General features: G+C 42.7%; 12 protein-coding genes. 6 read left to right on the top strand and 6 right to left on the bottom strand.

Annotated elements, in window-relative coordinates; genetic code table 11:
• The first annotated feature begins 12 nt into the window (after positions 1–12).
• From LEP1GSC058_RS13905 to LEP1GSC058_RS13885, 5 genes are all read left to right on the top strand, one after another.
• The gene (locus LEP1GSC058_RS13905; RefSeq protein WP_016549846.1) at positions 13–1,239 is read left to right on the top strand and encodes a DUF445 family protein; all 1,227 of its coding nucleotides are present in this window, start codon (positions 13–15) and stop codon (positions 1,237–1,239) included.
• 109 nt (positions 1,240–1,348) lie between these two features.
• The gene (locus LEP1GSC058_RS13900; protein ID WP_016549962.1) at positions 1,349–3,055 is read left to right on the top strand and encodes a methyl-accepting chemotaxis protein; all 1,707 of its coding nucleotides are present in this window, start codon (positions 1,349–1,351) and stop codon (positions 3,053–3,055) included.
• Between the two features lie 89 nt (positions 3,056–3,144).
• Positions 3,145–4,026 (top strand): M50 family metallopeptidase, encoded by an 882-nt coding sequence (locus LEP1GSC058_RS13895; protein ID WP_016550369.1) that lies wholly within the window; start codon positions 3,145–3,147, stop codon positions 4,024–4,026.
• Positions 4,019–4,954, top strand: coding sequence for a UDP-glucuronic acid decarboxylase family protein (locus tag LEP1GSC058_RS13890; protein WP_016549773.1), 936 nt, complete (start codon positions 4,019–4,021; stop codon positions 4,952–4,954). Before LEP1GSC058_RS13895 ends, LEP1GSC058_RS13890 begins: the two co-directional genes overlap by 8 nt.
• An 81-nt stretch (positions 4,955–5,035) precedes the next feature.
• Positions 5,036–6,229 carry a Re/Si-specific NAD(P)(+) transhydrogenase subunit alpha gene (locus LEP1GSC058_RS13885; RefSeq protein ID WP_016550977.1) on the top strand — a complete coding sequence of 398 codons (1,194 nt, stop codon included), beginning with the start codon at positions 5,036–5,038 and terminating at the stop codon, positions 6,227–6,229.
• Here LEP1GSC058_RS13885 and LEP1GSC058_RS13880 read toward each other — a convergent pair.
• Genes LEP1GSC058_RS13880 through LEP1GSC058_RS13865 form a run of 4 tightly spaced genes read right to left on the bottom strand, consistent with a single transcriptional unit; the run spans position 6,152 to position 11,281 of the window.
• Positions 6,152–6,703, bottom strand: coding sequence for a phosphatase PAP2 family protein (locus LEP1GSC058_RS13880; RefSeq protein WP_084680432.1), 552 nt, complete (start codon positions 6,701–6,703; stop codon positions 6,152–6,154). The genes LEP1GSC058_RS13885 and LEP1GSC058_RS13880 overlap by 78 nt on opposite strands.
• Before the next feature lie 13 nt (positions 6,704–6,716).
• Positions 6,717–8,036, bottom strand: a complete 1,320-nt coding sequence (gene hisS, locus LEP1GSC058_RS13875) for a histidine--tRNA ligase (protein ID WP_039948396.1) — start codon at positions 8,034–8,036, stop codon at positions 6,717–6,719.
• Between the two features lie 5 nt (positions 8,037–8,041).
• The gene (locus LEP1GSC058_RS13870; protein WP_016549719.1) at positions 8,042–9,196 is read right to left on the bottom strand and encodes a DUF1577 domain-containing protein; all 1,155 of its coding nucleotides are present in this window, start codon (positions 9,194–9,196) and stop codon (positions 8,042–8,044) included.
• A 9-nt stretch (positions 9,197–9,205) separates the two neighbouring features.
• Positions 9,206–11,281, bottom strand: coding sequence for an OmpA family protein (locus LEP1GSC058_RS13865; RefSeq protein WP_016550404.1), 2,076 nt, complete (start codon positions 11,279–11,281; stop codon positions 9,206–9,208).
• A gap of 83 nt (positions 11,282–11,364) precedes the next feature.
• On the opposite strand from LEP1GSC058_RS13865, the gene folP reads away from it, so the two are divergent.
• Complete coding sequence (gene folP / locus LEP1GSC058_RS13860; RefSeq protein ID WP_016549502.1) at positions 11,365–12,237, top strand: dihydropteroate synthase; 873 nt, start codon at positions 11,365–11,367, stop codon at positions 12,235–12,237.
• Here the strand turns inward: folP and LEP1GSC058_RS13855 are convergent.
• Positions 12,234–13,259, bottom strand: a complete 1,026-nt coding sequence (locus LEP1GSC058_RS13855) for a tetratricopeptide repeat protein (protein ID WP_039948395.1) — start codon at positions 13,257–13,259, stop codon at positions 12,234–12,236. The genes folP and LEP1GSC058_RS13855 overlap by 4 nt on opposite strands.
• Positions 13,213–14,121 (bottom strand): tetratricopeptide repeat protein, encoded by a 909-nt coding sequence (locus LEP1GSC058_RS13850; RefSeq protein WP_016550477.1) that lies wholly within the window; start codon positions 14,119–14,121, stop codon positions 13,213–13,215. The genes LEP1GSC058_RS13855 and LEP1GSC058_RS13850 overlap by 47 nt, the downstream gene beginning before the upstream one ends.
• Positions 14,122–14,211: the final 90 nt, after the last annotated feature.

Raw genomic sequence — 14,211 nt, 5'->3', positions numbered from 1 at the left:
CATGGATCTCCCATGCCGGAATGGTTCCATTCCTATCCTGACTCGATTCAGGTTATTTCAATTTTTTTAACTTGTTCCTTTGTCGGATGGATTACGAATTACATTGCCGTCCAAATGATATTCTTCCCGAATGAATTCCGTGGAATCGGCTTCTTAGGTTGGCAGGGAATAATTCCTCACCATGCAGTGAAAATGAGCGGGTTAATCGCCAATGTCTTAATTACGAGACTTATAAGTCCTTACGAGTTGTATCGAAAAATTCAACCTTCGAAAATCGTAGACTTGATTCGAGACTTGATTCGATTGCGTTCTAACGAAATCGTGAAGAACGTTCTTGTTGCCGAAAGTCCTGCCCTTTGGTCTATGCTTCCTCAGGGATCAAAGGAAGCGTTAGAAAAAGAAATTGAGGAGGAAATTCCTCTAAAGATACAAGAGGTCTATCATTCCTTCGGAAAGGAATTACATAAAGTTCTGCAAGTTGACGAACTCATTCGTGCTTCCCTGTCCGGGCCGAATACGAAATATCTAGTCGAAGTTTTTCGTAGATGCGGTGGTCCCGAATTTAAATTTATCGTAAGATCCGGAATATATTTCGGATTCATAATAGGATCCGTTCAAGTCGCGTTTATTGGCATACTGAATCAATGGTGGACTATGCCTATTATGGGAATAATCGTCGGCTATCTAACAAACTGGCTTGCTATCCAAATGATTTTTCGTCCTCTCGAGCCCAGAAATTTTCTGTTTATCAAATACCAGGGATTATTCCTAAAAAGACAAAAAGACGTTTCTAAAGAGTTCGCTTCCGTCATCGCAGCTCGTGTGTTGACAACGGAAAATTTGACGAGATTGATTTTCTTGGGGAAAGGCGGAGATTTGATCGTAAGTGAATTAGTAATGCGATCAAAGGAATTGTCCGAGAGGAAATTAAAGGAAAAAATTCCGTACGCGAAATTATTGATCGGCACTGAAAAAGTCGAGGTTCTGAAAGAAAAAATTGCCGATATGATCGTGGGTTTAGTTCCGGAAACTGCAGAACGGATGAAAGGGTATCTCGAGGAAACTCTTAAAATTGAGGAAGTAGTTTATGAAAGATTAAGTGTTCTTCCTGCTTCGGAATTCGAACAACTTCTACATTCGGTTTTCAAAGAAGACGAGACTACTTTGATCATTCTCGGAGCTTTGTTAGGTGGGATTGCGGGATGCATTCAAGCCTTCGTCGTATTCACTCAATTTTAGTCCATTAGGACTATTTTTCAAGGTAGTCATTCGTAAGAATTCGGATCTCTATCACGTACTGGATTCATTTTCGCTATGCGCAAATGACGATACTTTTAGATAGGAAATTATGAGGAAAAACCTTCCTATCACTGGCAAAGAAATTCATTTTCCGGCGAACGCAGTCATCATTTCGAGAACGGATCTGAAAGGTAGAATTACGTACGTCTCTAAGGATTTTGCCGAGGTTAGCGGCTTCACCGAACGAGAGATGTTAGGAGAGCCGCATAATATCGTTCGTCATCCGGACTTACCTCCCGTCATTTACGAGGATTTGTGGAAAACCATACAGTCCGGACGCCCATGGAACGGGATCGTTAAAAATAGGGCTAAAAACGGAGATCATTATTGGGTGGATGCGACCGTTACTCCGGTTTTAGAAAACGGTAAGATTACGAGCTATATGTCCGTTCGTAAGAAAGCGGAAAGGGCGGACATCGAAAAAGCGGATAAGCTTTACCAAAAACTTAATCGCGGCACAAGCTTCGGATTCAAAATCTCATCTGCAATTCATAATATGCAGGCAAGACTCGGTAATCTCGGTTTAGCTTTCGTTCAATTAAGTCTCATCCTACTCCCGACTTGGTATTTATGTTACCGTTTTTTTTCCGTCGATCCATTATTATCTTCGTTTACTCTCGGATCCGGACTGTTAGGGGCGTTTTCGATTTTACTGACGATGTCCAAACAAGGGAATAAAATTAAAGAAGTCGTAGAAATAGTCAGGCAATTAGTAAACGGAAATTTATTAGCCGACATATCCAGACAAGAGGGTCGAGAGGATGTGGATAAGATTTATACGAATATCCGCTGCTTATCCATCAGCTTATGGGGACTTATAGTCCAAATGAAGGAGAACTATGGGAGAAACTTAAATTTATACGAAACGTTATTCAAGTCCCTTGAAAAATTCAGAAGTAGCACACAAACACAAGCCGCATCCGTAGAAGAAACTGCCGCCGCATCCGTAGAACTTTCAAAGACGATTGAAGAGATAGTAATTACGATAGGAGAACAGACTCGTAGTCTTTCTAACGTGAATAATAGTATCGGTTCGATCGATTCTTCTTTACGTGAAACTTCCCATTCAATGGAAGAACTCGCATCTCAGACGGGAGAGGTATCCGGTAGAGCTCATCGAGCGGAACTTATCTTTAATGAAGCCATTCGTTCGATGGACGAGATTAAGGCTTTCTCTAATCAAATCAATAAAATTGTCGGTATCATAACTAGCATTTCGGAACGGACGAATTTACTCGCTTTGAATGCCTCGATCGAATCGGCCCGTGCAGGAGAAGCGGGGAAAGGTTTTTCGGTCGTTGCAGATGAAATATCGAAACTCGCGGAACAGACAAAGCATAGTATCAAAGATATCATTCAGCTGGTAAAAAACACGTCCGTTTCCGTAGAAGAAGGTGCGATAAAAGTAAACCAGTCGGTGGATGTTTTTCGAAAACTTCAGGATTATATCGAGAAAGTTCATACATCGGCTTCGCAGGTTCGAGCTCATTTAAGCGAACAATCCAATAGATTGCGGGAAATTCGTATGAGTTCCGACCAGGTGCTCGCGCTTGGGCAGATGATGAATAACTCTTCCGAACAACAAAAAATATCCGCGGAAGAAATTTCAGCTTCGATGCATGTCATCTCTAAAAACGCGGAAGAGATCGCAACAACATCGGAGGATATGAAAGACACCGTAGACGATACATTGCATCATTCCGAAAGATTTAAGAGCATACTCGGTCATTTTAAAACGGAAAAAGAGCTTCCCTAAATTTTCCAATTCGGCGGGTTTCTTTTTTAAAATTTCGACCTTGAATTCTTGCAATTCTCATTTCTCGATTTGCCGATAATCCTACTAGGATGGAAAATCGATTCCTACGTCTTGCGCTCCTGTTGGCTATCGTCGCTACCCTGCTTTCGTACTGGAATCACGGATGGGTGTCCTACTTAAAAGACTTCGTGGTATTAATTCACGAAGCAGGGCATGCAACGGCAACGTTACTTACCGGTGGAAGTGTCCAGACTATCGAACTTCAAGGTGACGAATCCGGGCAAACTATCGCTTCTCCACTTGCAGGAAAAGCCCCTTTCGTATTCGTAGTATCGGCCGGCTATTTAGGCTGTTGCTTAGTCGGCGGTTTTTTGTTAAACCGAGGTTTCAAAGGGAGGCTAGTCAGACCTACTCTTTTGATGCTGGGCGGTGCGATTTTACTTTTAACGTTGAAATATACTGCAGCCGGAAGTCTTGCACAAAAGACCGGACTTTCTTGGGGAGTCTTCGTATTGATTGCGGCTTTTTTACCCTTCGGCTGGGACAGGTTAGTAACAGTCTTTCTGGGAACGAGCATAACGTTATATAGTCTTTATGATCTCTTAGATTTCACGGAAAATATCCAAAATACCGATGCCGGGATTCTTGCTTACTGGGCTACGGGATCCGATCCGAAAAACGCAACTCCTAAATCAGTCGTATTTCTGGGATATTTGATTGCTCTCCTCTGGTCTTTTTTTAGCATATCCATCATATTCTTTTCCTTGAAACGAGCGGTAGTTCCGGTTTCGGATCCGAGCGTGGAAGAATTTTCTCCTGAATTTTCAATACCTGGAGAAAATAATGGAGAATCTCCTTTTCCGGGGGAAGTTACACCAGAAGTCCTGGATTGGTTTTTAAGCCGCGGCTTGGATTTGAACGGTAAACCTTTGTCGCCCGAGTTTAAAGATTTAGAGAAATTAGATGGTTAGTAGAGTTTTAGTCACTGGCGGAGCCGGGTTTATCGGATCCCACCTATGTGAAAGGTTAATCAATCAGGGTCACGAAGTTATTTGCCTAGATAATTTTCACACAGGCCGAAAAGAGAACATTGAAAAACTTTTAAGCAACTCGCGCTTCGAATTAATTCGGCACGATATAACGGAACCGATTCGATTGGAAGTGGATAAGATTTATAACTTTGCTTGTCCGGCGAGTCCCGTACATTACCAATCCAACGCGATTAAAACTATCAAGACGAACGTCCTTGGAATGATGAACACGTTAGGCCTAGCCAAGCGGGTAAAAGCGAGAATTCTACAAGCCTCGACTAGCGAAGTTTACGGAAATCCGTTGGAACATCCGCAGAAAGAATCTTATTGGGGGAATGTAAACCCGATAGGAATTCGAAGTTGCTATGACGAAGGTAAGAGGGTGGCGGAAACTCTTTGCTTTGACTACCATCGAAATCATAAGGTCGATATTCGAGTCATTCGAATTTTTAATACATACGGTCCTAGAATGCTCCCGGATGACGGCAGAGTTGTGAGCAACTTTGTTGTACAGGCGTTGGCAGGAAAAGACATCACCATCTACGGAGATGGATCTCAAACTAGATCTTTCTGCTATGTAGATGATTTGGTGGAAGGCATAATTAAAATGATGGAGACACCTGATTTTATCGGGCCAGTCAATCTTGGCAACGACGGCGAATTTACCGTAAAGGAGTTAGCCGAACTGGTAATTCAGGAAATAAGATCCTCGTCCAAAATCATATATAAGCCTCTCCCCCAAGACGATCCTTCGCGTCGAAAGCCGGATCTAAGTCTTGCTAGACAGAAACTGGCATATGAACCGAAAGTTGCGTTAAAAGACGGAATCCGGAAAACAGTCGAGTATTTCAAAAATCACTTGGATTAATCGTTCACCGGGAAAATCTGGACGTACTTTTCCCAAATTAAAGGGAAATGAACCGAAAAACTTTATTTTCGAGCAGGCTGTATGAACATCGGAGTACTAAAAGAAGCGAAGGAAGAAACCCGGGTAGCGGTAACCCCCGACGTAGTTGATGCCCTCAAAAAAATCGGGGCCTCAGTTCTCGTTGAAAAGGGAGCCGGAGAGTCATCTTACTTTTCAGACGAAGATTATAAAAAGGCCGGAGCAACGATCGTTTCTCGTCCGGATATTCTCAAGAAATCGGATATCGTAACAAGCATTCATTTAGCGGACGCCTCCACACTTTCTAAAATTAAGAAAGGCGGAATCTATTTGGGAATGTTCCAACCGGCAATGAATGCCCAAGTAGTGAAAAAATTAGCGTCCCAGCAGGTGACTTTGATCAGCTTGGACGCGATTGCTCGTATAACGAGAGCGCAATCCATGGACGTGCTGTCTTCTCAGGCGACTGTTTCAGGCTATAAAGCGGTTCTACTCGCTGCAACACATCTCACCCGATTTTTCCCGATGTTGACGACCGCAGCCGGAACGATTACTCCGGCATCCGTTTTGATCATCGGCGCCGGAGTTGCCGGTCTACAAGCGATAGCTACCTCTAGAAGATTAGGCGCCGTTGTGGACGTATTCGATACTCGTCCGGAAGTGAAAGAGCAAGTTCAATCGCTGGGAGCAAAATTCGTCGAAGTAGAAGGCGCTCGCCATTCTGCGGAAGCTGGCGGGTATGCCGTTGAACAAACCGAAGAATATAAAAAGAAACAGCAAGAAGCAATCGATAAGTTTGCGGGAAAAGCTGACGCTATTATTACGACCGCACTCATTCCTGGACGCAAAGCGCCGGTTCTTATTACAAAGAAAATTGTGGAGAGAATGAAAGCCGGTTCAGTGATCGTTGACTTAGCATCCAGTATGGGTGGAAACTGCGAATATACGCAGCATGGTAAAACGGTTCTGACTAAGAACGGCGTTTCGGTAATAGGACATCTTAATTTACCGGGTTCTCTTCCCGGCGATTCTTCTAGAATGTTTGCTAAGAATATTCTTAATTTCTTGAAACTTCTACTTAAAGAAAAGAAGATAAACTTAGACTTAAGCGACGAGATTCTTTCCTCAACGACGATTACGTTTGATGGAGAAATTCGTCATAAGCTTACCCAGGATGCTTTAGTAGGCGCCGGTAAACAGGGAAATAAGACCCCTGCCAAGAAGAAGACCCAAAAAGCCGAATCCACTCCCAATTAACCAACCTCCGAGCACGTCGCTCGGAAAGTGATGCAGGGATAGCAATCTTCCTATCCCTGCTAACAAGCTTAAAAGCAAAAACCATTCCGGGAACCCGAATAAAAATACCAGCAAAATTGCTGCAGTCATCGAGTTGGATGCATGGGCCGAAGGAAAAGAATGTTTCATGTCAGGATTGCCGTCTACTTTACCTACGATGGTTATCAAGGGTCTTTTCCTCGAGATGGCTTTCTTCAAAAATAAAACGAATCGGTCGTTCGCATAGGCGATTAAACCCGTATATGGGAGTACGATCCACCATGGGTGAGCTAGGTTATTTTTCCATGTCGCATATGCAAGATACGGAAGGATGATTAAAAGCATCATTTCTCCGCGATTTAATCGCGATAAAATACGGTTAAGCCAAGGGTAGTGGAGTCTTTCTCGAATAAACTTGGCTGCGGCATAATCCGCTTTCCCCAATATACTTTTAATCTTAGTAATTTCCTTAACCAAGTAAGGAATCCTTTAGCTTTGAAGGGAGGTTGTTACGAGGAATGATATGCTGTTCTCCGGATTGTAAATCTTTGAGCTGCACTTCTTTTTTGGCAATTTCGGATTCGCCGAGGAAAATAACGTATCGATAACCTTTTTTCTCCGCCGTTTGGATTTGCTTTCCGACTTTGCCAGCTTCGAGCATAGTTTCGACCTTTATTCCTTCCTTGCGGAGCAGGTCTGCTAACTTCAAAACTTCGGGAAACAGGAGTTCCTCCATGACAGGAATAAAAACAGTATCGTTTCTATTTAAATTCGGAACTAGATTGTGACCTTCTAGGAAGCTTCTAAACGTTACATCCCCGAGTCCGAACCCGATTCCCGTCAATTGATCGTTGGAAAAAAGGCCGATTAGATTATCGTATCTACCACCGCCGTAAAGAGATCGCCGATTTTCCGGATTTGTATCGAAGACTTCGAAAATGCATCCCGTATAATAGTCGAAACCTCTAATAATAGAAGGATCGAAAGTGATTTGTTTCTCAATTCCGAGAACTTTTAGATCGTAAAATAGTTTCCGGGCAAATCCGAGGGCTTCGACGTCAATTCCATCAAAATTTTCTAAACTATCTATCGTGCTTTCTAGATACGAATAAATCAACGGTAATTGCTTATCCGGATCGTTCAATAAGGGACGAATTTCTTCCTCGAATGCTTCCCGTGAAATCTTAGCTTTTTTATCCAAAAGCTTCGAAACAGCCTGGCTTTTTTCTTTTGGAAGGGAGAGTGATTTGCCTAAAAACGAATCTAAGATTCCTCGGTGGGATACTTTTATTTGATAACTACCGTCAGGCGCTCCGAAGCGCTTTAAAATCGAATCGGCTATCAGAAGGATTTCCACCTCAGCTCTATATGAGGCGACCCCGAAAAGATCGACATTTAGTTGCCAGTGCTCCCTTAATCTTCCTTTACCCGGCTGTTCATATCTCCAAAGATTCGGAATGGAAAACCAACGAATAGGCTTGGCAAGATTTCTGACTTGTCCGGCCACCATTCTTGCAAGAGTCGGTGTCATTTCAGGCCGAATAGCTACGTGACGATCCCCCTTGTCGGTAAAATCGTAAAGCTGCCTTTGAACGATTTCTTCGCCGCTTTTCGCTTTATAAAGATCAAATGATTCTAAAATAGGACCGTCGTATTCCTGATATCCGAAAGATAAAACGACTTCCCGCATAACTGAAAACATCCAGTTGCGGAAGTGCATATCTTCCGGATAAAAGTCTCTCGTGCCCTTATAAGGGGCTGTAGGTAAAAAGGATTTTTGTTTTTCCAATGCGCTTAAAGGCTCTTAACGAAGCTTAGATTCTTCTTTAATAGAGTCATATTCGTCTTTGCATCGTTGGAGCCAACTATTTCTGCGCCAACCAGATAAATTTCCCCAAGCTGGGAAATATGTCGGATTTTAAATGCAAACCTAAGGGGCGCCTGCATTTTGAAGGTTAAGTCGGCTGTAAAGAAAGGTTTGTGCAGAAAAGACTCCACTAACTGGGATTCAGTGACTTCTAGAAGAATTCCACCTTCGGAAGCGTTTACCACGTTTTGTCGAATGTCTATGTCGAGAGTGTTAGAATCCTCGATTCGGCTATTGAAAGTCTGCTCAAGTTCGCTGTATTTCTTTAAAATGGAAGGATCTAGAGAGGCTTCCTTAGAATCGGCATATCCGAGAGCCAATAGTTTGTCGCCAAGCGGATCTTTATAAAATATGGGAACCACGACGAAGGATTTTATTTTGCCAAGTCGATAGGCCTTGATTCTGTCCTCTAGAATCATTTCTTCTTCGAGTTCTTTCTTCAAGTCAATTATCCCAAAATCGCCTACCGAATCGAAAGACGGTTGTTCAAGGGAAATAGCATCGGAAATAAAGATCACCTTTCCAGTCCGTTTTACCAATTCCTGTTCGGGCGTTAATTCTCGACCGGCTTGGAAAATCAGACGCGATCCGGGAAAATCCGAAAGAATATTACGATGTAAATCGGTCAGCAGTATTTGACCGGAAGTTCCTAAAACTTTCGTTGAGTCTTGTTCTTTTTTTAACGTGTGAAATCTGTGTGCGACTACTTTGCCGGCTAAACCTTCAATTCTCGGAGAAATTCTCCCGTCCTTTGCGATTTTTACGTATTCCGGCGTGCAGATTGCTATACCGCTTTCTTCATGAATGGTTTCGACTTTAAAGCCGATCTCCATATGCTTACTAAGAGTTTTATAAACGGTAATTTCATCTTCGTGATTTACGAAGTTCGGATCAATCCGCAAATGAATTTTGCCGTCGGGAGAATGCTGAAGAATTTGTAGTTCTTGTTTCAGCGGATTTTCCTTCAGGAATAAGCCGTTATTATGTACATATTCCTTAAGGATATAACCCACTTTGGTAGGGTCCGTTATTTTATCCCAAACCCTTGGCGATTGCAGGAAGGATCGATATTCGACTTCCATCGGTTCTCCTTAGAGCTTCCGGAAGTCCACTCTCCTATTTTTAGCTCTCCCTTGTTCGGTTGAGTTATCTTCATCCGGCCTGGAGTACCAATAAGCTCGAGTTTTTAATCGGCTCGCTTGGATTCCCTTTGTCCGGACATAGTCGTAGACGTTCCGCGCTCGTTTTCCGCTTAAGCGCGTGTTGTATTCTTTGGAGGCGATATTATCAGTATGGCCCCCGATTTCTACTTTATCCGACGTATTCTTTTTCAGGTAATCTACAAGCAGATCTAATTGCTTTCGATGTCCGTCAGTTAGATTAGTTTTATTGAATTCAAAGTAGAGTTTAATACCTAGAACAACCGGGACATCGGTTTCTTGCTTTAATGCGATAGAAATTATTGACCCATCCTTAGCATTCTCCTTAAGGACGTTCACGCTTTCGGAAATATATTTCTCAGCCTTGGCGAATATTTCAAAATCCGTGTCAGGAATCGAAGGAAGATGGAAATTTTTTTCCTCATTGTTGTATTTTAACACTTCTCCTTGTCGATTTTTCGGCGTAAAGACTGTAGCGCTTGCTCCAGGAATCGGTTCTTTTGTCTTAGCATCGACTACGACTACTTTCATTCCTTTGAATTTTTTGCTTTCATCAAAAGTCTGAGGTTGCGTTTTACCTTTCTCTTCTTCCTTAATCGGGAGCAGGACATAAGTTTTATAAATTTTCTTTCCTCGCTCGATATTTCCGCGTAGATCCAATCTATCTTCTGTCGGATAAAAACCGGGCGAAGATATCTCGACTTTGTAAACGCGTCCAGTCTTAAGGACCGTTTTGAAGTTGGAAGGAGTTCCTTTTGATAAATCGCCGCCGATACGTTTGGAAGTGACAGTCCGATTAGGCCCGATCGCATCTGAAATCTTAATCGTTGCATCGAGACCGATCATCGTTGCCTCCGACCCGTCTAAAACTAATCCTTCGAAAGTTACGTCGTACGAATTACGAAGAGACTCCGGTACTTGAAATCGATAAATATCGTACTGGCCCTGACCTCCTATTCTGTTCGAAGAAACGTAGGCCCATATCCCTTCCCTATCGAAGGAAATTCCTTCGGAATCGATTCCTTCATTTGTATCAAGATTGAAAGGAAAAGGCAGTTTCTCAAGGCTCGCATTGTCCGGAACGGGATAAGGAAGAGACGTTCTTGAAACGGAGGTTTTATCCTCCTCATCTTCCATATCCTGGCCGGCAGGTAGATTTAAGAAGATGCGAAAAAGGGAGAACTTCTTTCTTTCATTTTCCCGATTCGTCGAAAAATAAAGCTGCTCTCCGTCGGGATGTATGTACGGAAGGATCTCGCTAGTTTTGGAATTTACCGTTCCACCCATGTTCACCGGAGCAGACCAAGATCCATTCGAAAGATTTCGGTAGCTCACCCATAAATCGTATTCCCCGTAACCCCCCGGTCTGTCGGAAGCGAAAATAAGAAATCTTCCATCAGGGGAAATTGCCGGCATCTTATCGTTAAAATTGGAATTGATCTCGGGAACGGGTATCGGATCGATCCACAGTTTGGTCTTTTCGTCTCTCTTAGTATAATAAATATTTAATGCATCATAACCGGATCTATCGGCTTTTTCGTTTTTTACGGATGTGAAGAAAATTTCCGTAGGATTGCCGGCATCGTCAAAACGGATTGAGATTCCTCCCTCAAACCTGTCCGTATTTAAAAGTTTTGCCGGCTTTTCTCCCGCAGGTAATTCTTTCTTATTCTTTTCCCAAATATCTTGATTTAAATTTACGGGCTTCCGCCAATCGGCTTCACCATCTCTACTTTTATAATTCGCATTTTCAGCTAACCATAAATCCATCTCCCCTTCTCCTCCGGGTCGGTTGGATTGAAATACCAGATATCGACCGTCAGGACTAATAATAGGATTGTATTCGTCGTTTTGAGTGTTTAACGGAGGTCCAAATGCTCGTTCCGCCAATGGAGGTAGCGGTTGCGAATCTGCCTGTCCGGAGAAGAAGAAGCTAACTCCGAACAAGAGAAAAATCGTAAGGGCATATAGGAATTTAACGATCGTTTTTTGATTATAAAATAGCATAGGGTTTGTTCTCGTAGTAGGAAAAATCCCTGGATTTTCCTCTTCACAAATATAGTATCGGAAGGAAACCGGCAGGGATCAATATGGAAACTCTAAGCAAAAATCCTCGGAACGGAAGAGAGAATCGACCGGATTTTCCACCGAAGCCTTTGATTTTCGGCGTTCTGAACATCACTTCGGATTCATTTTCCGACGGTGGCAAATATATGGATTCCGACCGGGCATTGGAAAAAGCTCTATCTTTAGTACAGGAGGGGGCTGACGTCATCGATATCGGAGCTCAATCCTCCAACATAAAGGCAGGATGGGTGGATCCTCGGATTGAATGGGAACGAATGGAGACTGTGATCGAAGCCCTGAAATCCCGGAAAATTCCTATCTCGGTAGACACTTTTAAATCTGAGGTGATGCGTAAGGCTTTATCTTTCGGGGTTGAATATATAAATAACATTCGGGGCTTCTCGGATGAAGAAAGCCTGAAAGTATTGATCGAATCGATTCAACTCACTACAAAATTTATTTTGATGTATTCACACGATCGAGGCCTAAAAGCGGGACCTGAATCGAATCTTTCGCCCGAGTCCGTTCTATCCGAAATTTTTTCTTTCTTCCGCGAAAAGAAGAATCAGTTGGCGGATTTGAACTTTCCCGAGGATAGAATTATCTTCGATCCGGGGATGGGTTTTTTTCTTAGTCCCGATCCTAAAGTAAGCTTTACCGTTCTCGCTTCCGTGGAAAAACTTATGCAAGAGTTTCCAAGACTTATGCTGTCGGTAACTCGAAAATCTTTTTTAGGGAATGCATTAGGCGGAATTCCAGTAGATGATAGGGAAGTTCCGACAACGGTTTGCGAATTGTATCTCTGGCTAAAGAAAGTCCCGATTATCCGAACTCATGCTCCTTTAAATTTAATAAGAGCGATAAATATCTGGAAACTTTCCCACGGAGAGTTTTAGCGACCCCAGATATTTCGATCTGCTGCTTCTTTCCCTTCGGGAGTCGTGGTTGGTAGGAAGTCCTCCTGAGAGATTTGCAGACCTTGGGCTCTCAATTTTTTAAAGTAAGGAACTAAAGGAGTAAGATCGGACTTAGGGTTTTTAGAGAGCAAACAAGTTTTCCATAAATCCAAGAAGCGGATATTTTCCCTTTCGTTTTCCGGAACTTTTCCTATCCACACAAGCGCCTCGTCATATCTCTTTTTTTCGGAATATGCGTGAGCAAGGTAATACTCCAAATCCGGTACCCTTTCTCCGGTTCGTACTAAGCTTAAACCGAAGACGATTGCTTCATCCCATTTTTCTAAATTATTAGCCATCTGAAGCATCAAAGCGCGGGCATTCTTGTGATACGGACTTAGTTGAAGGATTTTTTCCAGATAAAAGTAACTCTTAGGCCAATCTTGTTTTCTGAAAAAATGATCCGCAAGCCCGTTCCAAGCGTGAACTTCCTGGCCTGGAATATTAGAGAGTACGTCCCAATAAATAACTAATTCTTCCTCTCTATGGTTATCCTCGAGGGTTTTTTCCACCTTGTTTCGATTTATCTGAGAAACGGTTTTGAGGTACCCCGACAGGAAGGTTTTGCATTCCGAGACATCCTCCACAAGATAATACAATCGAATCAAATTTAAAACGGGAATCGGATCCGAAGGTGCAAGTTTGTGCGCTTCGGTGAATTCGATTTCCGCATCATCCAAAAGTGAATTTTTGGCCAGGAGAATTCCTAGATTATTTCTATCATTGAATAACGAGGCCTTTCCTCTTTGAGACTTCGCTTCCCAAGGGTTCTTAATCGAATCCACGATTTCCCGTGGATATAATTGCGAGGAAAGATAGATAAACCCGGAATCGTTTTCCAACGTTTCCGCGTATCGAACCGGATAAAGACAGGAACCCAAGGATAGAATAAAAGGAAATACGGCTAGCAAGTAGCTAGGATGCTTCCGAGGTTTGATTCTCTTCCAAATTCTTTTGAGCATAGAGTAAATACTTTAAAGCGCGTTCGGTATCTCCATGAAATAGATACATCAAGGAAAGATCAAGCGCGTCCTGAGCCTCCGGCGCTTCGAAGTCTTCCGGGTTCTCCTTTGACAGAACTAATTTATCTTTAAATTCGCTAAGCTTTTTTCGAGTCAAAGATTCCAAATTATCAAAGAATATTTTTTCTTCCGGTTTCGGTTTTTCCTTAGCTTCCTTGATCGAATCAGAAAATTTTACAAAACCTTGCGCGGTAGTCGTAACTTTTTTAAGAGTTTCGAATGATTGTTTAAAATTACCCAGTTTTACATGTATTTCGGTAAGCAGAATTTCCATTCTGGGATCATCCGGTTGAACGATCAGAGCCGAATTCGCGGCTTCCAAGGCCTCTTTCCATCGCTCCGTATCGAAATAGACGGTAGCCAGCGCAGACAATGCGGTTTTATTCTTTGGATCGATTTTTAAAGCGTTCTTTAAATATAATTCCGATTTCTCGGGTCGTTCGAGCTGTTTATAACAATAAGCTAAGAGAAGGTGGGAATTTAAGTACCTTTTGTTTAATTCGAGGGAATTTTTCAGAGCCTTGATGGCTGCTTCTAAACTATTGAGCCGATAGAATTCGACGCCGAGATTATAATAGAGTTCGGTCGTTTTTCCGAGTTCAAGGGCTTTCTGGTAGGTTCGGATCGCAGTTTCGGAATCTCCCATACGGGAATACAACGCACCTAAATTTAGATACGCTTTTTGAAAGCCCGGTTCCAGCTGTAGTATTTCGCCGTAAATTTTTACGGCCTGAGAGACTTTCCCCTGTTTTTCCAGCTGCAGGGCAACGTTGAATTTTTTCCTGGATTCAGCTTCCGCCATACCTGGGAGTATCGACCGCGACCTAGAAATACGCAATCGGAAAAAGTCTTTATGTGATTTCCGGTTTCTTCCGAAAAGTAAAAGGAAAGA

The sequence above is a fragment of the Leptospira fainei serovar Hurstbridge str. BUT 6 genome, from assembly GCF_000306235.2.
In the GTDB taxonomy this organism is placed as follows: Bacteria; Spirochaetota; Leptospiria; order Leptospirales; family Leptospiraceae; genus Leptospira_B; species Leptospira_B fainei.
Note: the sequence above shows the minus strand (reverse complement) of the source record. Positions and strands in the feature narration are given on the sequence as shown.

Excerpts from the sequence above, each read along its gene's own strand:
- LEP1GSC058_RS13900 (WP_016549962.1), top strand. The coding sequence starts at position 1,349 with ATGAGGAAAAACCTTCCTATCACTGGCAAAGAAATTCATTTTCCGGCG.
- LEP1GSC058_RS13870 (WP_016549719.1), bottom strand. The coding sequence starts at position 9,196 with ATGGAAGTCGAATATCGATCCTTCCTGCAATCGCCAAGGGTTTGGGAT.
- LEP1GSC058_RS13905 (WP_016549846.1), top strand. The coding sequence starts at position 13 with ATGCCGGAATGGTTCCATTCCTATCCTGACTCGATTCAGGTTATTTCA.
- LEP1GSC058_RS13865 (WP_016550404.1), bottom strand. The coding sequence starts at position 11,281 with ATGCTATTTTATAATCAAAAAACGATCGTTAAATTCCTATATGCCCTT.
- LEP1GSC058_RS13890 (WP_016549773.1), top strand. The coding sequence starts at position 4,019 with ATGGTTAGTAGAGTTTTAGTCACTGGCGGAGCCGGGTTTATCGGATCC.
- folP (WP_016549502.1), top strand. The coding sequence starts at position 11,365 with ATGGAAACTCTAAGCAAAAATCCTCGGAACGGAAGAGAGAATCGACCG.
- LEP1GSC058_RS13855 (WP_039948395.1), bottom strand. The coding sequence starts at position 13,259 with ATGCTCAAAAGAATTTGGAAGAGAATCAAACCTCGGAAGCATCCTAGC.
- LEP1GSC058_RS13895 (WP_016550369.1), top strand. The coding sequence starts at position 3,145 with ATGGAAAATCGATTCCTACGTCTTGCGCTCCTGTTGGCTATCGTCGCT.
- LEP1GSC058_RS13850 (WP_016550477.1), bottom strand. The coding sequence starts at position 14,121 with ATGGCGGAAGCTGAATCCAGGAAAAAATTCAACGTTGCCCTGCAGCTG.
- LEP1GSC058_RS13885 (WP_016550977.1), top strand. The coding sequence starts at position 5,036 with ATGAACATCGGAGTACTAAAAGAAGCGAAGGAAGAAACCCGGGTAGCG.